This is a genomic window from Ameyamaea chiangmaiensis (assembly GCF_013376175.1).
Lineage (GTDB): Bacteria > Pseudomonadota > Alphaproteobacteria > Acetobacterales > Acetobacteraceae > Ameyamaea > Ameyamaea chiangmaiensis.
Genome location: NZ_JABXXR010000009.1, coordinates 24,235 through 47,737, shown reverse-complemented (window position 1 = coordinate 47,737; position 23,503 = coordinate 24,235). Strand labels below are relative to the sequence as shown.

The following is a 23,503-nucleotide window of genomic DNA, read 5'->3' as shown; positions in this document are numbered from 1 at the left end:
GGGCGTCGTGGGAGAAGTGCGTCTGATCGAAAGGCAGTTCGGAGTTTACACATTCTGAACGCCCGAAATCTCCGGGGCCCTGCCGCTTATTCGAGAATTTGCAACAGAGCCATCGACCTTCGTAACGCAATCCATATCATTAAGTGAACGGTATTGAAGCTAGGGCAGAAAAGATCTTTTCAAAACAATTATCTAAACCCGCTTTGTTCTCACCTGGCGATTGTCGCAACTTGAGAAGCAATCCTGTCCCCGCAATATCCCATGACGACACTCCCGAAGCTCCGGCTTCGGGAGTGTTTTTCTTTTGGGCTAGTTTTCCGTGACTACGGGAAGCAGCGAAATCCAATAGCGTGCCAAGCTCGCCATGCAGCGTGGCGTGCATCTCGCCCCGAACCTTGCCCGGTGTGACAACGATCTTTTCGATCAGCGCACGGATGGCCTCGGATGCCTCCTGCCGGTCCTCGGGATGGTTCAGCGTTTCGGTCAGGCGTTCGACTTTCTGTTTAAAGATCGCCGCGACATTGGGATGGATATCCGGCACGTCCTGCGACTGGGCGGTGAGCAGGGCGACCAGTTCATCCTCGCGGGCTTCCATTTCGCGCATGCGCTCGACCATGCCGCGCGTGTAGCCGCCATCCTCGATGACCTGGAGCATCTGTTTCAGCCCCTTGCGCAGCTTCGTCAGTTCCGCCTGCCAGCCCGCCGTGCTGCCGCGGCGCTCATGATTGGCGCGGTTGGTTTCCTCGACATAGGCGCGCATGGCCTCGGCGGCGGCTTCCGGCGTCATCAGCCGGTCTTTCAGACCGGACAGCACCCGGTCTTCGAGTTCCGGGCGGCGGATCGTCGTCTTGTTGGTGCAGGAGCGGTTGTCCATGTGGGTGGAGCAGGCGAAGCGGTCACCACCCCGGATCGAGCAGGGGCCGCCGCACACGCCACAGAATACCAGTCCCGACAGCAGGGATTTCGGGCGGCGCTGGCCATTCAGCTTGTTGATCGACGCCCGGATACCCGCGCTGATGTTCGCGCTCTTCTCGGCGATCCGTGCTTGTCTCACTCGGACGGCCTGCCACAGGTCATCATCCATGATCCGCAACTCGGGAACGTTGGTGATGATCCATTCTGACTGTGGATTTAGCCGCGAGACACGTTTGCCGGTCTGAGGGTCTTTCAGGTAGCGCAGCCGGTTCCAGACCAGTCGTCCGATATACAATTCGTTATTGAGGATGCCAGTCCCACGCAGGGCGTTGCCGCGCAGGGTGGTGTTGTTCCACTTGCCGCCGGTAGGACTGGGGATGTTTTCATCATTCAGGCGTCCAGCGATGGCAAGCGCGCTGCGTCCGGACGCGAACTCACGGAAGATGCGGCGCACGATCTCCGCCTGAACGGGATCAACCTCGCGCTCGCCCCGGATCAACTCCCCCCGCGCGTCCATCTGATGCACGACACGATAGCCGTAGCACAGGCCGCCGCCGGACTTGCCGGCCTCGACCCGGCCCCGCAGGCCGCGATGGGTCTTCATCGCCAGATCCTTGAGGAACAGCGCGTTCATCGTTCCTTTGAGGCCGACATGCAGTTCGCTGATTTCGCCTTCCGCCAGGGTGACGATGGTTACTCCTGCGAATTGCAGCCGCTTGAACAGGGTGGTGACATCGGCCTGATCGCGGGAGACCCGGTCCAGCGCTTCGGCCAGCACGATGTCGAACTGCCCGGCCTGAGCATCGCGCAGCAGGGTCTGGATGCCGGGGCGCAGGATCATGCTGGCCCCGGAGATCGCAGCGTCACGGTAGTAATCCACCACCTGCCAGCCCTCGCGCGTGGCGCGTTCCTCACAGAGGCGGAACTGGTCCTCGATCGAGGCCGCCCGCTGGTTGTCCGAGGAATAGCGGGCATAGAGCGCGACACGGGTCATGGCGAAACTCCTGGCAAATGATTTCGTACGGTTTACCTTATGCGACGTTTACCGCTGGATGGCTTTGTCCGATCGGCTGGCGTCTCCGGGACGCGCCCGGTTGCCGCCATGTAGATTTCATTATCTTCACGGCGTCCTACTGCAATGATGAAGATGACGATCCGCTGTTCCACAATCTGATAGACGAGGCGGTAGCCGTCCTGGCGCAGTTTGATCTTGTAGAATCCGGCGAGATCGCCGTGCAGTTCGTTACCGGGAGAATACGGGTTCAGAATCAGTTTTTCGAGTTTCTTCTCGAACTTCCTGCGAATGCTGCCGTCCAGCCCATCCCACTCGCGGAGAGCGCGATCGTCGAACTCGATCGCGTATTCAGTCATCCGGATGGCGGGCCTTCAAGTCCGCCAGCGTCATGCGGTGGCGGGGGGCGGGATTGGCGAGGCGTTCGCGGACGATTTCGATCAGCCTTGCATCCTCGTCGGTCACAAGCCGCCGCTTGACCGGCGGTTGGCCGGTCTCTGCGATATAAGCCAGCGTATCGCGCAGGACATCGGAGAGAGAAAGGCCGTGCGCGGAGAGTTTTGCGACAGCGGCGGATTTGAGGGCGTCATCGACGCGGAACGTCACGGCGGACATGGCTTCCTCCTGATTGCATGACAAATGTAATACATTCGTACGAATAAAGGAAGCGCAAAACAGGTGATCCCGACGTGCCTGAAGTTACGCCCTGGTCGGGACACGCCTCACTCATCCGGTTCCTCTCGACTTGGTGTACTCCGGTTCGACGGATCGTTGTCGTTGGCGGCGTCCATCTGACCCAGCCGCCGTTCGAATTCCTCGCGGGCGATCTGGCGTCCCAGCATCCTGGCGAGGATGAACACCAGTTCGTCCATCCGCGCTTTCATCGCCGGATCGGACACGGTTCCCGGTGGATTATTATCGTTGGCCGGCGCGATCGGCCCGGCCTTCGTCCTGCGGTCCTTGTCCGTCATCGTCCTGCCCTTTCCGTCTGGAGAGAACCAGATCATGGGGCATAAAAAACGAATACCTCAAGGTGAGCACATTGTACTTTGGAGGTGAGACAATAGTACTGGTGTCGGCAATTGTCGACGTGTGCGTACTCTGGCGTATCCGGGCGTAATCCGGCGTACGACAAAAGGAGAACGTTCGGTGATATGATGAATAACTATTAATTATTCTGATATTTTTGTGAATGAGGTGAGGCGTCAGAAGCACAGACTCTTCCGTTGGGCGCCGCATAATTCACGGCGTTGCTACACCTGCTTTTGCCATGGGGCCGGATCGTGACGGGGCAGGCAAACCCCTTCGTTTTCCTGCCCCAAAACGCCGCCTGAAGACCAGGTAAGCCGAGCGCCGTGCTGGGCGTGGCCCAACTTGCATGCGATGCGGTCGCTCGCGTTGGTAGATGTTCCTCTCCGTTACGCGAGGCTCTTCATTCCGGAAAGCATGCAAGAGTTCGCCGGGTCGTCGCGGCATCACAGACGGCAGAGTTCACCAGCGCCGCCACCAGCCTCTTCGCCAGATGTAGCCGCGCGGAGTCCAGAACCAGCGGCCCGGCTCCCAGACATAGCCTCGGCGTGGCAGGGGCACCATTTCGTAGGGTGGCACCGGTGGTGGGGGGCGAATGATCGTGACGGGAGGTGGTGCAATCACGACAGGCGGAGGTGGCGGCGCGACCACGACTGGTGGTGGAACGACAACTGGTGGTCCAGCATAAATCCACGGCCTGGCCTCCGCCGGAGCCGCACTCAGCATGGTCGCGGCGAAAGCCACGGCCAGAAACTTCCATCTGACGCTATCAGGCATTGTTCTGGTCCACTCTGAACACGCGATGATGCTTTATAGCATGATGCTCGTGAAATGGGCATCGGTCCGTCTCACTCGCGAAGACGCGCAGGCAATGAAGACGCGAACGATAGAGGACGCCCAAACCTGCCCTTCTGCATTTTTGATGCCTCTTGACACCATGCATGGAGTTCCCAGATTGAATTTGCCGACCGCCGAAGGGGTCGGCAGACAGAACTATCAGTTTTGATCTTGTGTCCATGTTGCTCAAAGGAGGATATGGCTATGAGAGCCACCGTTGATTTTGCTCCCCTGTTCCGTTCGAGCGTGGGCTTTGACAGAATGCTCAATGCCGTTGATCTCGCCGGTCGAATTCCGACGGCCGATAACTGGCCACCTTACGATATCATCAAGACCGGTGAGGATGATTACCGCATCGACATGGCGGTTGCCGGACTTGCCGAGAACGACCTAGCGATCACCCAGGAGCGCAATACTCTTGTCGTGACAGGACGAAAGGCACCGGAGCCGCAAAGCGCCGCCGAATATCTCCATCGGGGTATTGCGGGCAGAGAATTCGAACGCCGCTTCGATCTGGCCGAGCATATGAAAGTCACCGATGCGCACTTCGAGAACGGACTTCTGTCCATTACCCTGAAACGTGAGATACCCGAAGCGATGAAGCCGCGTCGTATCGCGATTACGTCCTCTACGACACGCGCGGAGGAAGCCGTGCCCCAGATCGAGGCGCGGAAAGAGGCAGCCTGATGGCGTGACGAAACCTCTCCCCCGGCCATTCATCCGGCCGGGGGAGAGTCTCGAAAGGTCATGAGCATGAAGAGGATGAAAATATTTCTGCCGTGCGCTGCTCTGGGCTTGTCTCTACTGGGCCAGTCGGACGCACATGCTGCTGATCTTGCACGGGCGGCTGCAACATCGTTCGATGCGAGGGCGACTGAGGGAACGTCCACAATCCCCAAAACCGGAGCTCGCACTCATTACGAAGACGGCACAGGTGATATGCTGGTCGACAGCTTGAACGCAAGCCAGTTGGATCAGAATTACAAGGGGCCGGTCTATTATCCCGGACAACCCATTCCGCCGTTCCGGCCCATCGACACAGATCATCTGGCGCCGTCAGGGCCAGAGACGACGAAGAACACGCCCTCATCGCACGGGACGTAATGGGGCTTTGAGTAAAGGCGGCGTTAGAGACCGCCTTTACCTCGATTCTTCAGGATGAAGACCGTTCAGGCTCACAGCGGGCCGCAGGATTATCTTCGAGAGGCGCCTGTTCCCTGGCGTCGCGCGCGACACGCGCATCCTGCTCGCGAACCAGCCAGTAGACGATGCCCAGAGCCAGAACAGCCGCCGAGAGAGCGAACAGTTCCATGGCAGTCACATCATGCAGATCCAGCAGGATGAATTTGCGGGCAATCGCCAGGAGGGCGATCAGGACGATGGTTCTCACCCGGATAACGTTCTCATGCTGGGCAAGAACGACCAGCAGGGAGTGTTTGAACTCAAGAGCGATGATAACAGTAAAGATCGCGCCAAAAATCGCCTGGAAGATCGTCTGGTTGATCGGATCGATCCCGACATCGACGACCAGATGCCATACCGCGCCGATCAGATGAATCGTCGCGATGGCGGTTACCAGCATGATGAGCGCAATCAGGGTCAGAATGATCGCCTGTTCAAAACGCTCGTAGAATGTCAGGCCCCTGAACAGCTTGATGAGGCGGGACCAGTCCCTGCTCTGCCAGGAACGTTTCATGGAGAGGTCTTCCATAGCCGTTTTCCCATCTATGAATTGCGTTATAGTTCCCACGTCCTGGGTCTGGTTTTTCTTTTAGCGATGGAGAATGTCCCCATGCAGGACACGTTACGGATCACGGGCGCTCACCGCCCGTTCGAACCGCCTCCGCTTCCTTCTCGGGAGAAGGAGCAGCGCCCGCATCCGGCGCTTGCACCTGACGAAGAGGAGCCACCAATCGATCCGGACAAGGAAGGACTGGTCGAACCGCTCGATCCCTCGGATGTGGATGCGGACCCACATGCGGACTGAAACAGTCTGCGGAAAGACACGTGGTCGTTCCGGCGCACATCCGGGTCAGAGCCGGTGCCAGCGTGGCAGACGACAGGACAATGTTCTGGCATGATCTCGCACGGCCTTTGGCAAGGCCGATGTCAGCTGGTTTTCGAGGTCTCCCAACGACCAGCCCAGGGCCTTGGCCATGTGCGCGCGGTCAGCGACAGGCAGGAGTTTTCGGACCACGGCGACGGTCGTTGCTTCCGGGGCTGACGCGGTTCTCCAGCGAGAAACCCGATCGTAAACCCGGTGGTCAGCCGCCCGACGCATGAGGCCGTCATATCCCCGATCTCTTTCCTCGTCGCCAAGATAGTCGGCCAGCAGGACCGCCAGTTCTGTGCCGATCTGAACGGTCGGAAGCGACATAATTCTGTTCGGCCTGTCCGTGTGAAGAGTCATGATGCAGTCCTCAGGCTGGCGCGCGTGTCGCCCGATGTCAGAGCCGTCGCATCCAGAGGGCTGACGCTCAAGCCCGAAACAGTGGCGGTGACGTCGACATGCACGGACCCGAACAGATGGAGGAGGGCGCCCTGAGGCGTATAGGTGCCCTTGACGGCTGCCGAGGTCCGGCCGTCCATAAGGGGCGGGTCGACAAGGACCGGGCACCCGGTCTGCCGGCCCAACATCTCGATGGCGCGGGCCAGTGGCATGGATGGAATGTTCACCGGCTGCTTTTCTGTCTCGCACGACAGCACATCATGCGGCGCATGAGCTGATGTCGGCGAGGCCATTCCGACCAGCAGCATGAGGACGAGACCGACAGCGACGTGTGGTCTCTCCCTCTGCCGAAGGCGCCAAGGTTGCTTGGCCGTCTGTTCCGCTCGCTCCGTCTCTCCGGCGGAATGCGACCAAACTGGCCCCATCGTCACAAGTGAACGGGGCAAGGAGGGATGGTTATTCCAATAGTCCTGAAGCGCCTTCAGGTTGAGAAAATGGATAAAACTCGACATCTCCCTGTTCTCTCTGCTTTCGACCTCACCTTCAGAGACGCGGGGCCTCCGATGGAAGGCCCCGCTCCACCCTCTCATTCGTGCGGTCGTTCCAGAAAAGACGGCGTTTCCGCTCGGAGAAGGCGTTTCTGATCTACCCGGCGCGGTCAGTGCCTTACGCCGCGACCGGAACTGGCGGTGCGGCTCTTGCCCGCATGGGGAGACGGAACGCGAGATCAGAAGCCAGGGGATCACACCCGGCAGGGGCGACCGCGCCCGCCTGGACCAGGCGTTCCAGCGTGGAGCGAAGTCTGATCCCCGGTATACCGGTATGGGCCACCAGAGATGTTAGCGTCACGCCACGTCCGTCATGACCCAGGCGGCGGAGCACGGAGAGGACACGCGGAGCTAGCGGATCGTCTCCGAAAAGGGGGCGCGTTACCATGATACGCCTCCCTCCAGTCGGTTGCGCCATCTCCGGGCGGCTGTGCGCAAGGAGCGGCGATAGCGGGAATAAAGTCCTTTCAGTGTCGACATCCACATCCTCCGATTAAAGCAACATGGATTCCAGTTGTCCGGCTCAGGGAGCCTATGCCGGACCCGATGGCGTCCGGCGAAAGCAAGATTGGAAGAGATGCTTGCCTCGTCAAGAGGGCACGAAATGCAGATTCTTTTTCATGAATAATTTTATTATTTATGTTTGTATTTATTTTCTGTGGCGGTGTTGCGGGCAAAAATTACATGGGTTTTGTTGATTTTCGTTAACCATCATGGCGATGATCGCAGAAAATCAATATATTTTCCTTCTATGATGGTGGCCTGGGATTTTTGGGCCACCACCTGGCTTATAGAGCGCTTCCAGCGTGTCCGTTCGTCGGGACTTCCGTCCGCATCTCGACGGCGGGGGTGAGAGCCTTGGAACCAGTCTTTTGATCTCCGAGATTGTCAACTGCCATCGGCGCGGGGAGCGTCGCACAGGACTTGCTTCCGGTGCGTGACACATGAACGATTGGCGCCGCCTGACCGTTCGATGTGATCGTGATCGTCTGCATACAGGCGGTGGGTCCACCGGTGCTGACCGTTTCGAAACGCTGCCAGGACATGCTCTGCTTCGGGAGGTCGTGACCAACAGCCGGAACGGCGCGCAGGACGCCGTCCAACTGCGAGGCCAATGTCCGATCGGCCGCCTCCATGAGAGCCATATTGCGTGCCATCATGCGATCAACGGCCTCGAACATGTCGATATCGGGCATTGCCGCTGTCGTCGCGATGCCCTGGACCGGGACCAGGATACCGACCTGGTGTCCCCGTGCGTCAACGACGCGCAACGCATCTTGAGCCTGCGCAGGCAGTGCAGCCGCGCAGCAGGCCAGTGTAGCAACAAAGGCGCCGGCCTGAATCATACGAGAAAAATGCATTTTGGAATCCTCCGTGTCTGTTAAGCAGTGTCGGACGACGGCAGGAATATGGGCTGGGTAAATAGCGCCAGCAAGAGGTGGAAGAAGACTGCATTGATTGTCTGATCCGGGTATGAGCGTGTATCGTGACAGGGCCTCAAACGGCTCCGATCGTGATCAGGCTACGACCGCAATCGACGACCGTTTCTTCCAGCGGCCGGGCCTTCCAGCCGAGGACGGACTGCGCCTTCGCCGAGGAATAGGTATATCTGTGCCCCAGATAGCCGTTCATCGCACCGAGATCGCGATCGAAGAGGCCCACAAGGCGCAGCACGAAATCCGGTAAGGCGCGCGTCGGAACCTTGGCTGCCTCCGGCCCAAGCGCAGCTTTCAGGACTCTGGCAATGTCCGCCATCCATGCAAATTCGCCCGCGCCGATGAATCTCTGACCCGCCGCCGCCGGGTTGGTCATGGCCCGAAGATGCAGATCAGCAAGATCGCGCACATCAACGAATTCGAAGCCGAGCCGTGGCAGGCCCGGCACCTTGCCCGCCAGCAACCGCTGGACGAGCCCGATGGACGGGGAAAAGTCGCGTCCGAGCACCGGTCCCAGAATGACCGACGGATTGACGACGGCCAGCGTGGTCGCCCCGCCCTCCGCGCCGATGATCTCCCAGGCCGTGCGCTCGGCGATCGTCTTCGAGCGCGTATAGGCGTCCACACCGGGGGCATCAGGATCGGTCCACACGGTCTCGTCGTATTCGCAGTCCGGGCCGCCGACCCTGCGGCTTGCCGCCGCCACGGAGGACGTCATCACCACGCGCTCCGCACCCGCCCTGATCGCGGCCCGCAGCACCCGGGCTGCACCGTCGCGGGCCGGTCTGATCAGAACGTCCGGGTCTTTCGGCGCACGCACCAGCACGGGTGAGGCGACATGAAGGACGTAGCGCACGCCCTCGGCCGCCGCGTCCCAGCCTGCGTCGGCGGTCAGGTCGGCGGCGCAGACACTCAGGCGGTCGCCGGGATCGATTTCCTTGGCGACCATGGCGCGGACCTCGGGTTCCCGGCGGATATCCCGAACCGTTGCCCGGACAATGTAGCCGCGTTCCAGGAGTGAGATGATGCAGCGCGCACCGACATAACCTGAACCGCCCGTCACCAGCACCGTTCCCGTTTCGGTCATAAACCCTCGTCCTTCTCCGTAGGCATCAGTCGCCGACTTCAAGCTGTTCAAGATCGGTAATCAGTCCCGGACCCACAGCTTCCCATCCCAATGCCTGGCGCGTCAGTGCGCTGGAGGCACGCATGTCGAAGCCCGCGAACATCGCGAACTGCCCGAAAAAGGCGGCCGCTTCGTCCGGCGCGATGGAGCGGACCGGCAGATCCAGACGGCGGCCGAGCGTCTCGACGATATCGCGCATCGCCACACCCTCTTCGGCCACCGCATGCCAGGCGGCGCCCGTTGCCCCCTTTTCGATGGCCAGCCTGTAAAGACGGGCGACATCAAGCACATGCGCCGCCGGCCAGAGATTGCTTCCATCGCCCACATAGGCACAGGTGCCGTTCTGGCGGAACGTCTCGATCAGCGGCGTGATAAGCCCCTGCTTGGCTCGGTCATGGACTTGCGGCAGACGCACCACCGAAGCGCGGATACCCTGCGGGATCAGCGCCAGCGTCGTCTGCTCGGACACGCGCGGGAACGGAAAATCCGGCGGAATCACATCCTTTTCGGTCGCCACCTGGCCAGGTGGCGCCAGTCCCGCCAGTCCTCCCGTGGCCAGGAATGGTTTATCGGAACCGGCAAGCGCGGACCCGATCGCTTCGATGGCACGACGATCCGTTTCGCAACTCGCCGTGAAATTCGACCAGTCATGGATAAAGGCCAGGTGAATGACGGCGTCCGACGTTGATGCACCTTTTTGAAGGATCTCGGACTCCTGGATCGACCCGTGCAGTACCTCCGCGCCGACGGCGGCGAGCGATTGAGCCCCTTCCGCCGAACGTGCCAGGCCGAGCACCTCATGGCCGGCGGCGATCAGTTCCCTTACGGTCGGCATGCCGATGAATCCGGTGGCGCCGGTGACGAATACACGCATGAGCGAAGTCTCCCGCTTTCTGATGACGACAAATCTCGGTCCATGCCTTATTCTGGTAAAGTAGTGACTTTATCGTATTATAAAGACTAACAGGATGAGCGAGCACCAGCACGTCGAGAAGCGGCTCGGCACCTGGCTGAAGGACCGTCGCGCAAAGCTTGATCCGACTGCCTTCGGCTTTCCGTCAGACCGCCGCCGCACGCCCGGCCTGCGGCGTGAGGAGGTCGCGCAGAGGGCCAATATCAGCCCGACCTGGTACACCTGGCTGGAACAGGGGCGTGGTGGTGCTCCGTCAGCAGACGTGCTGGATAGGATTGCCCGCGCCCTCATGCTGACCGACGTCGAGCGTGAGCATCTTTTTTTGCTCGGCCTCGGCCGCCCACCTGATGCGCGGTATCGCAAGGGCGGCACGGTCACGCCGCGCCTTCAACGCGTGCTCGACGCGCTGGATCCCAGTCCGGCGCTAATCCGGACCGCGACCTGGGATGTGCCGGCCTGGAACCGGGCGGCGACCATCATGCTGGGGGATTACGGCGCCCTGCCGCCAACGGAACGCAACATCCTGCGGATCATCTTTCTTGACCCGCGCTCCCGCGCCATGCAGCCTGACTGGGAAAGCATGGCACGCTACGTAGTTGGCGTCTTTCGCATCGAGACGACGCGCGCTGGCGCGGCGGACGAGGTTACCCCCCTGGTGACCGAACTCTGCCGGCTCAGCCCCGAATTTCACACGATGTGGCATGAGAACAGCGTCACCGAGGCACCGGTCGACATCGTCAAACACATCGACCATCCGGTCCTCGGCTCCTTCGCCTTCGAACATTCGACGTTCTCGGTTGATGGTCGGCCGGATCTGACCCTGGTCGTCTACAACCCGGCAACGCCGGCAGACGCCGAAAAGCTCAGAACCGTCCTGTCTTACCGTAGCGAAGCTGACGCGTAGTCCGGCAGACGCAATGCGCTATGTACCGCCCGTTTAGTGTCGTCGAACATGCTGGCTGTCCCGTTCCGCGCGATTTCGGCGAGGATACGGTCGCGCATCTCGATATCTTTCTGCGTCCTAGGCAGGAAAAACGCCCCGTTGCCATCGGTCGCCAGCGCCTGGTTCGCCTCGACAAAGGGCCGCGTGAGACGTTCATAGGCGGCAAATGCATCTTCCGGGTTGTCATGGGTGGCCAGTTCGCCTGCCAGCACATACGCGCCCACAAGCGCCAGGCTGGTGCCCTGTCCTGACCGGAAAGACGGCGCGAATGCGGCATCGCCGACCAGCGCCACGCGCCCTTTCGACCAGCGCGGCATCCGGATCTGGCTGACGGAATCGAAATACAGATCGTCGGCCTGCGCCATCGCATCAAGCAGATGCGGAACCTCCCAGCCCATGCCGGCAAAGGCGGTCCGCGTACGCCGGATCTGCTCCTCCGCGTCCCGGATGGCGGAAACCGACGCTTCGTCCGTCGCAAAAGCAAGAAAACCGAAAACCCTTGGGCTGTCCTGCACCGCCCAGATACCGGCCGTCCGTCCTGGTTCGGCATGAACGATCCCGCCATGCGACAGGCCTTTGTCGTTGGGCATAGAAAAGAGATTGAAGCAGAAACCGAGGGAATGGTTGAACGGCTCCTCGGGGCCGAAGACCAGACGGCGCGTTCGCGAGTGCAGCCCGTCCGCGCCGATGACGATATCGTATCGTGCCTGCCGACCGCTGGCGAACCCGATATCGACGCCTTCACCATCGTCATGCAGCGTGTCGATCGAATCGTTGTAACGATAGCCCACGCCGCCGTTTCGTGTCGCGTCATGCAGTAATGTCGCCAGGGTGCCGCGCGGCAGTTCGACATCGCGCTCGGTGTCGCTGCCCATCGCCTCGTAGATCGGCACGCTGCCGATGACCTGCCCCGTTCGGTCAACGAAAGTCATCGCGCGGGAGGCGATATGGGCGGCACGGATCTGCAGCAGCAGACCCATCCGCTCCACCACGTCGATCGCCGTGCCGCGAACGTCGATCGGGTATCCGCCGGTGCGGATCGTCGGCGCCCGCTCGACCACCGTGACGTCGAAGCCATGACGGTCGAGCCAGAAGGTGAGCGCCGGACCTGCGATGCTGGCGCCGGAGATGAGGACGGACCGGCGGCGGGCTGGAATCGTTGGCGTGCTCATGATATCCACTCATAGATAAGATTCCTCTCGCATCTTATAGGGGACGCGAAGAGAAGCAATAAGATTCGCAATGCATCTTAACGGAGTGTCATGAGAGTTCGGGGACGAACGCGGCGGCGCGGGGCGGCGCTGGAAGAGGCGATCCTTGAGGCCGCCTGGGCCGAAGTAATGGAACGTGGTTACGAGGGCCTGACGATGGAGAATGTCGCCCGGCGCGCGGGAACCAGCCGCCCGGTGCTGCATCGCCGTTGGACGAGCCGCACGGCGCTCGCGACGGCCGCACTCGCCCAGCAATTCGCGCGGGCGAACATCGTCATTCCGGATATGGGCAGTCTGCGGGAGGAACTTTGTGTTCTTCTCCGCTGCATGTCGGATCGCGCCGGGTCCCGGGATCTGCAACTGTTCTTCGACATGCAGAAGGATCTTGTCGCCGAACGATCGAGCTTTGCCGATATACGGGCGCGCATCGTAGATGGCAGTCAGTTTCATGCCGTCCTTGGACGGGCCATCGAACGGGGCGAGATCGATCCGGCCCGTCTTACCCCCCGGATCGCATCGCTTCCGCTCGATCTGGCCCGGCACGAGATGCTGATGACGTTCCAGCCGCTCTCTGACGACACGATCCGTGAGATCGTCGACGACATCTTCCTGCCCTTGGTGTGCCGCGATAAGCCGTCTTCCCAGATGTGACAACTGGCCGCATGTTCATGATTTTTACCCCATCCCAGTATCAAAACGGAGAGATTTCCCCTTCGTGAAACCGACACAAGGTTGACAATCTATGGATGAGGTTCCTGATCTTTTGTTCTTCATGCTTCGATTCAAACGACTGTCAAAGATACCTGTGGCGTTCCGTCAGGTGGTGGTCCGGCGAGATTTATAGAGCCTTACGGAACATGGTCGTAAACTCGGGGGTGCTTTCGTAGCCGAGATTGTCGACAATGCCCGTTTTGGCGCACGAGTAGGCCATGAAGATAAAACAGACGCGATGACCGATAATCCGCTCGCGCTGATCACGACGGTCGAACTGACGTGGATCGAGAAGCAGGTGCAACGCTGGCTGCGCTTCGGCCGGCCGGTCACGGACACCATTCTGGACCGTCAACGGCGCCTTCTGAGCTTCGCCCCTGGCAGCGTGTTCGCCTTCGTGCGCTGGGCCTCCAACGAGTATGGCACAGTTGAATCGCACATCGACATCGTGCGCACGGTCGGCTCCGGCGAAGACTACCAGACCGTCCTATGCGTGCGGCCCGGCGGCGAGGTATTGCTGCACCAGAATTCATGGCCGCGCGTCCAGCGTGTGCTGGAAGCGATCGACGCGGTCGAGGCGCAGGACATCGACCCGATAGAGGTCAGTCCTGATTACTGGCGTCACCTGCACCATCGACTGGAGGCGCGACAACAGCCCGACACCTACACGAAGACACGCCATCGGGCATGGCTGCGTCGTCGCGCGTTGCAGTAAGCGTGCTACCCGCCGTTGGCCGACTGATGTTTTCCCGTGCCTTTTTCCTCTGTTTCCGGCCGCTTTACCATCCACCTGTCGCGTCCGTTTTGTGCCGGGACAACGCGGCGCTTCACGCCGCGAGCGGAAGGCGTCGGCTACGCCGCCGCGTCTCTTTCGTGTCGTCTTTGGTGCTGCTTTGGACACCATTGCGGCGCACAATCCGACGTTTAGTGACACGAGTTTTCCCGCATCCAGAACACCATCTGCGTGCGATGGAAGGGCGGCCCGAATGCACGCTGACTGATGGGGCATCGTCATCGGGAGTATCATCAGTTTGACGGTTTCATGTCATGTATGGATGTCACTTTCGATCGCGTCCGACGCATGATTTTGACGTGTGTTCGGCACGCCATAAGAGACATCGAAGACAGGTCGAGGCGCAGCGTTTTGTCGTCCTGTTCGCGTGGTGTCGGGAGGCAGTTTGTGGTAGGTTTTGCCAGTCACCCCGGTCAGGCTGCAAAGGGGGTGTCAGATTCGGAAAAGTCGAATTCAGAGGCCGAAAAGAAGAAAAAACGTGAGGGCAAGATTAAAGGAACCGGCACTCTGGCCGGCCCAGCCCTGCGGTTTTCTCTGTCTGCACATGGGGTTAGGGAAAGTTTGAGTGGCACTCTGGATTTCTGGCGTCTGAGCCGTCACTTTTCAGGAGCGAGGGTTTCCGGCCGTTTCTGACGGCACTGCCCCCCGAAAAGCCCTGTTTTCGCGAGGTCTGGCCCATGGCGCAGGATGATGACACCGCGTTCCGTCCCAGAGTTGGACGCCTCCGCGCGGAGGGCGGCCCGGAGCGCGGTCGCACCGACTTTCTGGCGAGCATCCGCACACAGGTTCGGCGGCAATCCCTGTCCCCCGGAAAGAGGGGCGGCAGCGGGTCGGGCGGCGGCAGTGGCCGCCGCTTTTCTTCTGAGTCTGTTGCGTCTTCGCGTGCGGGGAGCACGTCGCGTTCCGGTTCCACCCGTGGGGTGGGTCGCGGGCGTGGCGCGTCCTTCGTCCGGGCGCGCGGGATCGCTGGCTGGCGGCATCAGCTATCCGGTGCCCGGCGTGTGACCGTGAAGGCGCGTGTGGTGCGTCAGGCCGGGAAGGGAGGGGGAGCCGCCGCCCACCTGCGCTATATCCAGCGTGACGGCACGTCCCGTGACGGCGAGCGTGGCGTGCTGTATGGCGCGGAGACCGACCGCGCCGACGCGAAAGCCTTCCTCGAACGCGGGGTGGGGGATCGGCATCAGTTCCGCTTCATCGTCTCGCCGGAAGACGCCGACCGGCTGGAGGATCTGACGGACTTCACGCGCGAGCTGATGACGCAGATGGAAGCCGATCTCGGCACACGGCTGGACTGGGTGGCGGTGAACCATTTCAACACCGCGCATCCTCATGTCCATGTCGTGATCAACGGTCGCGATGACCAGGGCAAGGACCTCGTCATCGATGGCGGCTACATCACGCACGGCCTCCGCGAACGCGCCTCCGAATTCGTGACGCTGGACCTCGGTCCGGTATCCGAGATCGAGCAGCGGCAGAAGCTGGAAACCGAGATCGACCGTGACCGCTTCACCAGCATCGACCGTGCCCTGCTGGATCAGGCAACAGAAAACCATCTCGACATGCGCCCCGGCAGCGACACACCGACTTCTGATCTGGTGGACCGACGGCTGCGCCTGTCACGTCTGGCGAAGCTGGAGCGCATGGGACTGGCCAGTCCGACAGCGCCGGGCGGATGGACGCTCGATGACCGGCTGGAAGAGCGTCTGCGCAATCTGGGCGAACGGGACGACATCACGAAGCAGATGCACCGCGCCCTGAAGGCGCGCGACAAGGGAACAGCGCCGACACGCGACCCGGCGCATTTCCGCTTTCACGGCGAGGTGCCCGAGAAACCAGTGACCGGGCGGCTGGTGGATAGACATCTGACCGACGAACTCGGGGAAAAACTGTCGCTCGTGGTCGATGGCCTCGACGGACGGGTTCATCACCTTCGCGGCTTCGATCCCGCCCAGATGGAGGACATCCCCAGGAATGCGATCGTGGAGATCTGTGCCGCCCCGGTGCCCGACAAACCGCGCCCGTCCGACCGGGCGATCCTCGCCCATACGGGGGACGGGATCTATCACCCCTCGGCCCACTTGGAGCGGATGCAACTCGACCGCTGGAGCCTCAAGGGCACGCCGGAAGATCTGATCAAGGGGCATGTCCGCCGCCTGGAGGCGCTACGCCGGGCGGGGATCGTGGAGCGGCTAGACGCCGCCCGCTGGCGCATCCCGGAAGATTTCCAGCAACGCTCCATCGCCTATGACGCCGCCCGTGCCCCGAAGGCGACGGTGCGGCTGCTGTCGGCTTTCGATCTGGAGGCGCAGATCGGCTCCGATGGCGCGACCTGGCTTGACCGGCGTCTGGTGGCCGGAGTCGGTCGGGAGGGCGACCGGGTGGAGGCCGGGTTCGGGGGCGAAGTCGGCGACGCCCTGGCCAGACGGCAAAAAGCGCTGCTCGACCGTGGGGATGCCAGCCTGACCTCGGAGGGCATGGTCCGCTACCGGAAGAATCTGCTGGCGGCGCTGGAAGCGCGGGAGGTGGAACGGGTCGGACAGGCCATGGCTGCCAAGCGGGAAAAGTTGTGGCGGCCGCTTGATCGCTTCGAGACCATCCAGGGCACGCTGAAAGGTCCGGTCGATCTGGCCAGCGGGCGGTTTGCGGTGCTGGAAAGCGGACATGAATTCTCGCTGGTGCCCTGGCGACCGGAGATCGGAAAACAGCGCCAGAAGGAGATGACCATCTCCATGGACGAGCATGGCGGAATCTCGTGGGAACTGGGTCGGGGCAGGGGGCTTGGCTTGTAGTGCGGTACCCCTACGAGTCGTTGCGGAATGCAGACAAACACCGACAAAAGCCGCCAATTTTACGCCAGGCTACGCCCCGGTACCATGCCAATCGAACAAGGGCTTGCGTCAGGGAATTTTCAGCTCAATCTGTCATCACACCTCCAAACCAGGGGAACGGCGATGACCAGACGGCAGCGGATGAACGTGTATTTCGAGCCGGGCCTGCTCAAGCAGGTCGAGGCGCTGGCGGAGCGCCGGAAGGTGTCGAAATCGGCGGTGATCGAGGCGGCGGTGCTGTCGCTGGTCTCCGGCGAGGACGATGAACGCCGGGATGCTGCGCTGTCCAAGCGTCTGGACCGGCTTGGACGACGGATCGACGATGTGGACGAGGCCGTCGCCGTGCTGGGGGAGGCATTCGCTCTCTATGCCCGGAGCTGGATGACGCACCAGATCCCCATCCCCGCCAACGAGAACGAAGTCGCCAGGGATCGGGGTGCGGAGATGTATGCCCGGTTCAACGAGGTGCTGGTCCGGCGGCTGGCGAGGGGGCAGCGGTTTCTCAATGAACGTGTGCGGGATGTCGCAGGACAGAAAGAGGCACATATGGGAACATAGGTTATTCGCTGCGCACTTCCCGTGTATTGACGAGAACAGTCAGCAAATCTTCTTCAGAGAAAGTCGTTGTCCGCACGGCCTTCCACAGGACGAACCCGTCGGACCGGACAAGAACGACTCCGCTTGCGGAAATCCCGTAGGCCGCCAGAAACAGGGCGTCGGGATCCTTCACGTCACACCCCACAACATGACTGGACATTGGAATTTCGTGCTGCTGGCATAAAGCCTCCGCCTCCCGGCACCAGTCGGCCGCATCTGTCCCCGCCAGCAGCACAAGCCCGTCGCCGAACAGGTCGAGGCTGGAGAGACGCACGCCGTCCCGATGCAGCCAGATATGCGGCGCGCGTGTTCCCGGCTCGGCATGAAGGTTGCGCAGAGGCACGGCGATCGGGTTGGGCACGTTCCCGGCGTGGGGCAGGATCGGATAGCGATACCCCATGCTGATCGTTTCCTCGTCCAGAACCGGCTGAAGCGCCTCAAGGGGAAGCCGGACGTCCGAACGCTGCGCCAGTCGGGCCGTGGCCTGGGCGACAGCCAGCCGCACGACCGGCCCCCGCTCCACCTCATAAAGATCGAGCAGCGAGTCCGGCGCGCCGTGCCTGATCACGGAGACGAGCTTTAACGCAAGGTTATGGGCATCGTGAATGCCGGTATTGGCGCCGAACCCGCCAAGCGGCGGCGTGCTGTGAATGGCGTCACCAGCCAGAAAGACCCGACCTTTCCGAAAGCTGTCTGCATACCACGACGACAGACACCAGGGATGGATATCGACCACCTCGATCCGATCCGGCGGCATTCCAAGGCAGGAGGCCGCAAGCGACCGGCAGTTTTCCGGCGTGAAGCGCGCAGCATCGTCCGCGTCCATCGGGTTATACTCGACGCTCAGCACGACCGAGGTGAGATCGGTGCTCCATGACAGGAAAGCATTGATCCCGGCCTGCCGCACCCATGCAAAGCTGAGAGGCCGCCCGCACAGGGCGTCCCGAATGTCGCAGCGGAGCGTGATGCTCATGGAATGGACGAGATCACCCAGCCCTTCGGTCCGGATACCGAGACGATCGCGCACCATGCTCTTGTTGCCGTCGCATCCGATCGCGTAATCGGCGTGGAGTGTGGTCTCGGTCCCGTCGCCGGACCTGACGGTCGCGATCGCGCCATCAGGGTACGGGTCGAGCGCCGTCAGCGCATGATCGAAGAAGAGACGCGCCCCCAGACGCTGTGCCGTGTCCCGCACGATGCACTCCAGATCCTGCTGCTTGATGGACGAGGCCACGCAGGGCGAAGCCGCCGTCCCTTCAATGGCCGGAAGCGTCCAGCGGCGGATTTCCTCTCCTGCCAGGGAGTGGACGATCGCGGCATCGGTCAGCATGCCGGAAGGCGTTGCGATCTCCGGCTCGATGCCGAGCGAGCGATAGAGTTCGATTGTTCGCGGATAGAAAAACTTCGCACGCAGACGTTTCGACGGTGATGAGCGCCGTTCGACGAGCACGGCGTCTACGCCGTGTTTCGCAAGAAAGGCGGCAGCCGTCAGGCCGACGATGCCGCCACCGACGATGAGGACGGTGCAGGATGAGGGGATCGACATGGCGCGCACGATTCCTTAGAATATCTAACAATATACTTAGGATATCTAACCATAATGCCCGATAAGTCAAGCGACCGCTTTACGCGTTATGTCCCGACGATCCAGCTTTTTGCGGCCCGTCTCGTGCTGTTCCATCAAAAAGTGGCTGAACGCCTCGGCCTGACGGCGACCGAATTCAAATGCCTGCGGCTGATCGCGCTTCTGGGGCCGTTGCCAATGACGACACTGGCACAGGAGGCAGGGTTGCAACTCGGAACCGTGTCCGGGCTGATCGAAAAGATGGAGACACAGGGTTTGGTCGAGCGCGCGCGTGACCTATCCGATAAGCGCCGGGTTCTGCTGAAGACGAGCGGTTCCATTTCAGAACAGGCATCTACGCTCTATCGGGAACTGGGCGGCATGATGAGGCAGGAACTGGAAGGTTACAGTGAGAGCGAATTCGAGCTCATCATGCGCTTCCTCACCCGGACCGGAGACGCACTTGCAACGTCGATCAAGGCCCTCTGAACCGGGAGCGGAGACAAGGAAAAGCGTCGCGACGTTTTGCGTGAAATCCATCGTGCCCTCCTTCTCTCCTGAAGTTGGGTGCCAGGCCTGACGAAAGAAGCAGATGGGTAGAAGTCGCCATCATTGCGACCAGCAACTACGAGTTTCCAACTCCCCGAAAGCCATTGCCAGCATGGAGCATCCTCCCGCTCTCAGCAAATGTTAGCCCTGCAAATGTTCGAACTCCGCGAGGACGCCCATCGCTTCCGCGATCAGCCGTATGTCTATCTCGTCCAGGCGGCGTTTCGGTCCGCGCATCGCGATACCCCAGTTGGTTCCCTGATTGCGGGTCAGCCGGAGCCTGTCCAGCAGAGGTTTGATCGGAGCGGGCTGAGCGTTCTTCAGATAATCCACGTCAACCCGATATGGATGGAAGTTCATCGCCTGTTCGGCTCGATAAGGGGCGTCCGACGTCACGCGGCCGATGGTTGTGAATGCCTGAACCGTCTCCCCTTCACCCATGCTCCCAAACGGGCTCCAGACCCTCGGGGGGGACGGGCTCCCTTCCACCGCCCACTTTCGCACATCACCAACAGACAGGGGGGGAGTAGTAGACGATCCAGTCGCCCTTCCGGAGAGACTTCACCGCGATATGTTTGCCGTGCCCAAGTTGTGCAAAACCACCATCACGTCCGCCGCGCGCATGCTGTGCCGATGCGACACCCATCCAGAACGACATGATGTCAGGCCGCCTCAAGCGCGTCAGCGCAGCGCCGCAGCAGATCACCCAGCAGTCTGGCTTCGTCGTCGGTCAAGCCGATGAGCATCTGCCGCTCGACAGTCTCGGCCGCGATTATGCCAGCCTGTGCCGCTGCTTTGCCCTTTTCGGTCAGCTCCGTCATGATGATCCGCCCATGTTCGGGATGCGGCGTGCGCACGATGAACCCGTCTCGCTCCAGCGTGACAAGCATGCCCTGCATGGATTGCGGTGTCACGAAGGCAGCTCGCGCCAAAGAAGCATTCGAGATTTGCGGATTATTGCTTATGGCGAGCAGAACCGCATTCTGAGACGCGGAGACACCAATCCCGGTCAGTTCTGCCTCCAACCGTTGGCGCAGACGATGTTGAGTGATTTTCAGACTGTAACCGATCCAGGCCTCTCCGCTCGACGGATTCATTTTACGCATTGACATGTAAGGAGCCTGATATAAATATAAGGAACCTGATAATATGCTGGAACGCACAACAATGGCAATTCCAATCGGACCATCCTTCATCGCTCTGCAGGTTCGCGACCTCGCCGTGTCCGCCGCGTTCTACAGGGACGTGTTCGGTTTCACAGCAGGGGACCGAAATACGCCCGGTGCCGTTGTCTTCACCACCAAGCCCATTGCGCTGGCACTGCGAGAACCGCTGCGACCTCTGCCCGAGAATGGTCCCTTGGGAACTGGCATGGTGCTGTGGGTTGCCTGCGACGACGCAGATACGTTCCACGACTTGGTCGTCCAGCGTGGCGGGAAGGTGCTGACCGAGTTGCGCGATGGCCCGTTCGGCAGATTCTTTGTGGCCAGCGATCCCGATGGCTACGCCATCACGTTCCACACTGCGCAACGCTGAACTTTGGCGGTTAAGTGCCGTCCCGGCGACACGATCGCACCGGATGCCAGCACAAGAACCCGACGCCATGTCGGCGTCGTGAAGGCCGTCCGGAACCGTGCCAGCCACGAGGCTATCCCGCTGAACCCAACATTGTTGCCGCCTTCTCCCTCCATTGGTCATATCTTGCTTTCTTCGCAGCAGTGTCTCGCCCGCCCCAAGATGCACAGGAATCCTATGCGTCTTCACATCCGATTCATCGCTCAAAACTGCTTAAGTCCAGCTTAGACGGCAATGTGGAGGGAATGTCGGTATCGGCCAGACCGTGTCCCCGCAACCAACGATATTTGCGATACGAACGTATCAAGAACGCCACTGTCCGGATGGACCGTGGCGTTTTTCTTGTGCGCCGCGAACCGCAGGATCACCGCCAGGTCGCCGCGCAGGATGATCGCCAGTTCGCCGTCGGCCGGCTGAAGCGTGATCTGCGAGACGAGTGTGCGCAGGCGCTCGGCCGCCTCCGTCTTCGTCTCCTCGGCCTGAAGGCTTTCATAGAGAGACGCGATCCGCTGCTGATAAATCTCCGCCATGTTCGGATGGAGAAGGGGAGGCGGTTCCTCTGCATCTGTCAGAAGATGCATCAGCTCAGTCTTACGAGCTTCGAGGGATTCCATTTCCGCCTTCATGGAGGATTGGTACATGCCGTCCTTGATGGCCGTGATGATTCCCCTGATCTGCTTTTCGACCCTGACGAGTTCGTTACGACGCGCCGCGAGGTCCGCACCGTGCTCCATGCGCAGTCGGTTCACCTCGCGGGTAAACTCGTTGCAGAATTCCTTGAACAGGTCGGGTTCCATCAGATGCGTGCGCAGCCCGCTCAGGACCGAGGCCTCCAATGCATCGCGACGAATATTCAGGCGGTTGTCGCAGGTGCCCTTGTTGCGGGCCGTCGAACAGCCGAGCAGGTCTTTCGAGATCATGCTGTAACCACCGCCACAACAGCCGCAGCGGATCAGACCGGCAAAGAGATGGCGGGGACGCCGACGCTCACTGAGGGCCTCGTTTCCCCGTTCCGGCTGGCTGAAGGTTGTTTCGGCTTGGCGGGCCTTTACAGCATCCCACAGATCCTGCTCGACGATCCGCAGTTCCGGTACGTCCTGGATCACCCAGTCGGATTCAGGATTGAGGCGTGACACGCGCTTGCCGGTATCGGGATCCTTTAGATAGCGCAGCCGGTTCCAAACCAGACGGCCGATATACATCTCGTTGTTGAGGATGCCGGTGCCGCGTTCCCGATTGCCGTGAATGGTGGATGGGCCCCATTCGCGTCCCTGCGGGCCTGGAACGCCATCCCGGTTCAGTTCCATCGCGATCGTGCGCGAGGATTTGCCGCGCGTGTAATCGGTGAAGATCCGTCTGACCGTGCGGGCCTCCTCCTCATTGATGGTCCGGTCGCCCCGGATGCGCTCGCCTTTCGCATCGAACTGGCGCACCACGTCATAGCCATAGGAATTGCCGCCGCCGGACTTGCCGTCCTCGACCCGGCCACGCAGCCCTCGCCGGACCTTCTCGGCGAGATCCTTGAGGAACAGGGCGTTCATGGTGCCCTTGAGGCCGATATGCAGGTGTGTGACGTCGCCTTCGGACAGGGTGATGATCCGCACACCGGAGAAGGTCATCCGTTTGAACAGGCCGGCGATATCTTCCTGGTCGCGCGACAACCGGTCCATGGCTTCAGCCAGCACGATCGTGAAGCGGCCGCGCGTGGCATCCTGGATCAGTTCCTGAATGCCGGGGCGGAGCAGGGAGGCACCCGAGATCGCTCGGTCCGTGTAGCTGTCGACGATCGTCCAGCCCTGCTTTTCGGCGTGAAGCCGGCAGAGGCGCAACTGATCCTCGATCGAGGCATCACGCTGGTTTTCGGACGAATAGCGGGCGTAGAGCGCGACTTTCACAATCCCATCTCCCTAATCCTGGAGATCGCGTCGCCTCGTGGCCTCCACTTCAGCGTTGACGAAATCCCGTGCGGCCTGACGGGCCAGAAGCCGGACCAGACTGACCAGCCGCGGATCGGCTCCACTGCGCAATGGTGTCACGTTGGCGTCCGGGGCGTCGAGAACGAGCCGCAGCTTGCCAGCTATCGTATCGCGTTGGGGTGCCATCTTCCCGTCCTTTCTGCATGGACCTGTACCTGGCTCTGAGGGCACTGTGGATGTCGGACGGGATGGGCGTGAACAGAAAAATACACGGAAACAAAGGGATGGGTCATAAGAAGAGGGCTTCGGGATAGTCGCGAACACGCGCGGCTATCGCCGTCGGCACTATCACAAATTGGTGATGTCGCGACTATAATAGTCGCCATTTATCGCAGTGTGCATCGACTCGCAGGTTGGCTGGCACGGACCTGCGTTCCGTAAAGCCGTCTCTACGCGGTTCCGTGGAGGCGATCCGGCGTCTGGTGGGGCCGGAAGAGAGGAAGAGGGAGGTGGGGTTTTCGTGACGGATTCAGGGGTGGGAGAGAGGCTTC

At 61.1% G+C, this 23,503-nt stretch carries 27 protein-coding genes; 10 read left to right on the top strand and 17 right to left on the bottom strand.

Annotated features, from left to right (window positions below; translation table 11 throughout):
• Positions 1–139: 139 nt before the first annotated feature.
• From HUK82_RS02760 to HUK82_RS17310, 5 genes are all read right to left on the bottom strand, one after another.
• On the bottom strand, positions 140–1,909 hold the full coding sequence (locus HUK82_RS02760) for a recombinase family protein (protein ID WP_176612490.1): 1,770 nt from the start codon (positions 1,907–1,909) through the stop codon (positions 140–142).
• Between the two features lie 32 nt (positions 1,910–1,941).
• Entirely contained in the window at positions 1,942–2,286 is a 345-nt protein-coding gene (locus tag HUK82_RS02755) for a type II toxin-antitoxin system RelE family toxin (RefSeq protein WP_176612489.1), read from the bottom strand.
• Positions 2,279–2,542: a type II toxin-antitoxin system RelB/DinJ family antitoxin gene (locus HUK82_RS02750; protein WP_075624185.1), complete on the bottom strand. Its 264-nt coding sequence runs from the start codon at positions 2,540–2,542 to the stop codon at positions 2,279–2,281. The genes HUK82_RS02755 and HUK82_RS02750 overlap by 8 nt, the downstream gene beginning before the upstream one ends.
• A 107-nt stretch (positions 2,543–2,649) precedes the next feature.
• On the bottom strand, positions 2,650–2,898 hold the full coding sequence (locus tag HUK82_RS02745) for a hypothetical protein (RefSeq protein ID WP_075624186.1): 249 nt from the start codon (positions 2,896–2,898) through the stop codon (positions 2,650–2,652).
• A gap of 520 nt (positions 2,899–3,418) precedes the next feature.
• Complete coding sequence (locus tag HUK82_RS17310) at positions 3,419–3,520, bottom strand: YXWGXW repeat-containing protein (RefSeq protein ID WP_124296136.1); 102 nt, start codon at positions 3,518–3,520, stop codon at positions 3,419–3,421.
• A 160-nt stretch (positions 3,521–3,680) separates the two neighbouring features.
• Between HUK82_RS17310 and HUK82_RS02735 the strand changes: the two genes are divergently transcribed.
• Complete coding sequence (locus tag HUK82_RS02735) at positions 3,681–3,962, top strand: hypothetical protein (RefSeq protein WP_086646694.1); 282 nt, start codon at positions 3,681–3,683, stop codon at positions 3,960–3,962.
• Between the two features lie 35 nt (positions 3,963–3,997).
• Positions 3,998–4,480, top strand: a complete 483-nt coding sequence (locus HUK82_RS02730) for an Hsp20 family protein (protein ID WP_176612488.1) — start codon at positions 3,998–4,000, stop codon at positions 4,478–4,480.
• A 466-nt stretch (positions 4,481–4,946) separates the two neighbouring features.
• Here the strand turns inward: HUK82_RS02730 and HUK82_RS02725 are convergent, their stop codons facing one another.
• Complete coding sequence (locus tag HUK82_RS02725) at positions 4,947–5,504, bottom strand: phosphate-starvation-inducible PsiE family protein (protein ID WP_077931518.1); 558 nt, start codon at positions 5,502–5,504, stop codon at positions 4,947–4,949.
• 81 nt (positions 5,505–5,585) lie between these two features.
• Here HUK82_RS02725 and HUK82_RS02720 point away from each other — a divergent pair, with 81 nt between their 5' ends.
• Positions 5,586–5,780, top strand: a complete 195-nt coding sequence (locus tag HUK82_RS02720) for a hypothetical protein (protein ID WP_176612487.1) — start codon at positions 5,586–5,588, stop codon at positions 5,778–5,780.
• Positions 5,781–5,825: 45 nt separating this feature from the next.
• On the opposite strand, the gene HUK82_RS02715 is transcribed toward HUK82_RS02720, so the two are convergent.
• The 5 genes from HUK82_RS02715 to HUK82_RS02695 form a co-directional block, all read right to left on the bottom strand.
• A complete protein-coding gene (locus HUK82_RS02715; protein WP_176612486.1) occupies positions 5,826–6,203 on the bottom strand; it encodes a hypothetical protein in 378 nt (125 codons plus the stop codon).
• On the bottom strand, positions 6,200–6,469 hold the full coding sequence (locus tag HUK82_RS17305) for a hypothetical protein (RefSeq protein WP_246495744.1): 270 nt from the start codon (positions 6,467–6,469) through the stop codon (positions 6,200–6,202). The genes HUK82_RS02715 and HUK82_RS17305 overlap by 4 nt, the downstream gene beginning before the upstream one ends.
• A gap of 1,109 nt (positions 6,470–7,578) precedes the next feature.
• Entirely contained in the window at positions 7,579–8,136 is a 558-nt protein-coding gene (locus HUK82_RS02705; RefSeq protein WP_176612484.1) for a hypothetical protein, read from the bottom strand.
• A 151-nt stretch (positions 8,137–8,287) separates the two neighbouring features.
• Positions 8,288–9,313: an SDR family oxidoreductase gene (locus HUK82_RS02700; protein WP_176612483.1), complete on the bottom strand. Its 1,026-nt coding sequence runs from the start codon at positions 9,311–9,313 to the stop codon at positions 8,288–8,290.
• A gap of 25 nt (positions 9,314–9,338) precedes the next feature.
• Positions 9,339–10,226, bottom strand: a complete 888-nt coding sequence (locus HUK82_RS02695) for an SDR family oxidoreductase (RefSeq protein ID WP_176612482.1) — start codon at positions 10,224–10,226, stop codon at positions 9,339–9,341.
• A 94-nt stretch (positions 10,227–10,320) separates the two neighbouring features.
• Between HUK82_RS02695 and HUK82_RS02690 the strand changes: the two genes are divergently transcribed.
• Positions 10,321–11,169, top strand: a complete 849-nt coding sequence (locus HUK82_RS02690) for a helix-turn-helix transcriptional regulator (protein ID WP_176612481.1) — start codon at positions 10,321–10,323, stop codon at positions 11,167–11,169.
• Here HUK82_RS02690 and HUK82_RS02685 read toward each other — a convergent pair.
• Positions 11,145–12,380, bottom strand: coding sequence for an FAD-dependent monooxygenase (locus HUK82_RS02685; RefSeq protein ID WP_218061500.1), 1,236 nt, complete (start codon positions 12,378–12,380; stop codon positions 11,145–11,147). The genes HUK82_RS02690 and HUK82_RS02685 overlap by 25 nt on opposite strands.
• 90 nt (positions 12,381–12,470) lie before the next feature.
• On the opposite strand from HUK82_RS02685, the gene HUK82_RS02680 reads away from it, so the two are divergent.
• From HUK82_RS02680 to HUK82_RS02660, 4 genes are all read left to right on the top strand, one after another.
• Positions 12,471–13,070, top strand: a complete 600-nt coding sequence (locus HUK82_RS02680; protein WP_176612479.1) for a TetR/AcrR family transcriptional regulator — start codon at positions 12,471–12,473, stop codon at positions 13,068–13,070.
• Positions 13,071–13,368: 298 nt separating this feature from the next.
• Positions 13,369–13,845, top strand: coding sequence for a DUF2840 domain-containing protein (locus HUK82_RS02675; RefSeq protein ID WP_176612478.1), 477 nt, complete (start codon positions 13,369–13,371; stop codon positions 13,843–13,845).
• A gap of 1,085 nt (positions 13,846–14,930) precedes the next feature.
• Positions 14,931–16,712 carry a relaxase/mobilization nuclease domain-containing protein gene (locus HUK82_RS02665; protein WP_456304193.1) on the top strand — a complete coding sequence of 594 codons (1,782 nt, stop codon included), beginning with the start codon at positions 14,931–14,933 and terminating at the stop codon, positions 16,710–16,712.
• Between the two features lie 162 nt (positions 16,713–16,874).
• Positions 16,875–17,309, top strand: coding sequence for a ribbon-helix-helix domain-containing protein (locus tag HUK82_RS02660; RefSeq protein ID WP_176612475.1), 435 nt, complete (start codon positions 16,875–16,877; stop codon positions 17,307–17,309).
• 1 nt (position 17,310) lies between these two features.
• Here HUK82_RS02660 and HUK82_RS02655 read toward each other — a convergent pair whose 3' ends face one another.
• Positions 17,311–18,894, bottom strand: coding sequence for an FAD-dependent oxidoreductase (locus tag HUK82_RS02655; RefSeq protein ID WP_176612474.1), 1,584 nt, complete (start codon positions 18,892–18,894; stop codon positions 17,311–17,313).
• Positions 18,895–18,948: 54 nt separating this feature from the next.
• On the opposite strand from HUK82_RS02655, the gene HUK82_RS02650 reads away from it, so the two are divergent.
• Positions 18,949–19,401, top strand: coding sequence for a MarR family winged helix-turn-helix transcriptional regulator (locus HUK82_RS02650; protein ID WP_176612473.1), 453 nt, complete (start codon positions 18,949–18,951; stop codon positions 19,399–19,401).
• 201 nt (positions 19,402–19,602) lie between these two features.
• On the opposite strand, the gene HUK82_RS02645 is transcribed toward HUK82_RS02650, so the two are convergent.
• Together HUK82_RS02645 and HUK82_RS02640 are read right to left on the bottom strand one after the other, a co-directional pair.
• Positions 19,603–19,902, bottom strand: coding sequence for an EVE domain-containing protein (locus HUK82_RS02645; protein ID WP_176612472.1), 300 nt, complete (start codon positions 19,900–19,902; stop codon positions 19,603–19,605).
• A 221-nt stretch (positions 19,903–20,123) separates the two neighbouring features.
• Positions 20,124–20,567: a MarR family winged helix-turn-helix transcriptional regulator gene (locus HUK82_RS02640; RefSeq protein WP_218061499.1), complete on the bottom strand. Its 444-nt coding sequence runs from the start codon at positions 20,565–20,567 to the stop codon at positions 20,124–20,126.
• Positions 20,568–20,610: 43 nt separating this feature from the next.
• Here HUK82_RS02640 and HUK82_RS02635 point away from each other — a divergent pair, with 43 nt between their 5' ends.
• Positions 20,611–20,997: a VOC family protein gene (locus HUK82_RS02635; protein ID WP_212648159.1), complete on the top strand. Its 387-nt coding sequence runs from the start codon at positions 20,611–20,613 to the stop codon at positions 20,995–20,997.
• Between the two features lie 263 nt (positions 20,998–21,260).
• Here the strand turns inward: HUK82_RS02635 and HUK82_RS02630 are convergent, their stop codons facing one another.
• On the bottom strand, positions 21,261–22,931 hold the full coding sequence (locus HUK82_RS02630; RefSeq protein ID WP_176612470.1) for a recombinase family protein: 1,671 nt from the start codon (positions 22,929–22,931) through the stop codon (positions 21,261–21,263).
• A gap of 12 nt (positions 22,932–22,943) precedes the next feature.
• Positions 22,944–23,138, bottom strand: a complete 195-nt coding sequence (locus HUK82_RS02625; RefSeq protein ID WP_176612469.1) for a hypothetical protein — start codon at positions 23,136–23,138, stop codon at positions 22,944–22,946.
• Positions 23,139–23,503: the final 365 nt, after the last annotated feature.

Coding starts and splice junctions, on each gene's coding strand:
- HUK82_RS02755 (WP_176612489.1), bottom strand. CDS start 2,286: ATGACTGAATACGCGATCGAGTTCGACGATCGCGCTCTCCGCGAGTGG.
- HUK82_RS02715 (WP_176612486.1), bottom strand. CDS start 6,203: ATGACTCTTCACACGGACAGGCCGAACAGAATTATGTCGCTTCCGACC.
- HUK82_RS02695 (WP_176612482.1), bottom strand. CDS start 10,226: ATGCGTGTATTCGTCACCGGCGCCACCGGATTCATCGGCATGCCGACC.
- HUK82_RS02675 (WP_176612478.1), top strand. CDS start 13,369: ATGACCGATAATCCGCTCGCGCTGATCACGACGGTCGAACTGACGTGG.
- HUK82_RS02640 (WP_218061499.1), bottom strand. CDS start 20,567: ATGCGTAAAATGAATCCGTCGAGCGGAGAGGCCTGGATCGGTTACAGT.
- HUK82_RS02700 (WP_176612483.1), bottom strand. CDS start 9,313: ATGACCGAAACGGGAACGGTGCTGGTGACGGGCGGTTCAGGTTATGTC.
- HUK82_RS02690 (WP_176612481.1), top strand. CDS start 10,321: ATGAGCGAGCACCAGCACGTCGAGAAGCGGCTCGGCACCTGGCTGAAG.
- HUK82_RS02730 (WP_176612488.1), top strand. CDS start 3,998: ATGAGAGCCACCGTTGATTTTGCTCCCCTGTTCCGTTCGAGCGTGGGC.
- HUK82_RS02680 (WP_176612479.1), top strand. CDS start 12,471: ATGAGAGTTCGGGGACGAACGCGGCGGCGCGGGGCGGCGCTGGAAGAG.
- HUK82_RS02745 (WP_075624186.1), bottom strand. CDS start 2,898: ATGACGGACAAGGACCGCAGGACGAAGGCCGGGCCGATCGCGCCGGCC.
- HUK82_RS02750 (WP_075624185.1), bottom strand. CDS start 2,542: ATGTCCGCCGTGACGTTCCGCGTCGATGACGCCCTCAAATCCGCCGCT.
- HUK82_RS02635 (WP_212648159.1), top strand. CDS start 20,611: ATGCTGGAACGCACAACAATGGCAATTCCAATCGGACCATCCTTCATC.
- HUK82_RS02735 (WP_086646694.1), top strand. CDS start 3,681: ATGGTCGCGGCGAAAGCCACGGCCAGAAACTTCCATCTGACGCTATCA.
- HUK82_RS02655 (WP_176612474.1), bottom strand. CDS start 18,894: ATGTCGATCCCCTCATCCTGCACCGTCCTCATCGTCGGTGGCGGCATC.
- HUK82_RS02660 (WP_176612475.1), top strand. CDS start 16,875: ATGACCAGACGGCAGCGGATGAACGTGTATTTCGAGCCGGGCCTGCTC.
- HUK82_RS17310 (WP_124296136.1), bottom strand. CDS start 3,520: ATGGTGCCCCTGCCACGCCGAGGCTATGTCTGGGAGCCGGGCCGCTGG.
- HUK82_RS02705 (WP_176612484.1), bottom strand. CDS start 8,136: ATGATTCAGGCCGGCGCCTTTGTTGCTACACTGGCCTGCTGCGCGGCT.
- HUK82_RS02685 (WP_218061500.1), bottom strand. CDS start 12,380: ATGAGCACGCCAACGATTCCAGCCCGCCGCCGGTCCGTCCTCATCTCC.
- HUK82_RS02625 (WP_176612469.1), bottom strand. CDS start 23,138: ATGGCACCCCAACGCGATACGATAGCTGGCAAGCTGCGGCTCGTTCTC.
- HUK82_RS02725 (WP_077931518.1), bottom strand. CDS start 5,504: ATGGAAGACCTCTCCATGAAACGTTCCTGGCAGAGCAGGGACTGGTCC.
- HUK82_RS02760 (WP_176612490.1), bottom strand. CDS start 1,909: ATGACCCGTGTCGCGCTCTATGCCCGCTATTCCTCGGACAACCAGCGG.
- HUK82_RS02645 (WP_176612472.1), bottom strand. CDS start 19,902: ATGGGTGAAGGGGAGACGGTTCAGGCATTCACAACCATCGGCCGCGTG.
- HUK82_RS02650 (WP_176612473.1), top strand. CDS start 18,949: ATGCCCGATAAGTCAAGCGACCGCTTTACGCGTTATGTCCCGACGATC.
- HUK82_RS02720 (WP_176612487.1), top strand. CDS start 5,586: ATGCAGGACACGTTACGGATCACGGGCGCTCACCGCCCGTTCGAACCG.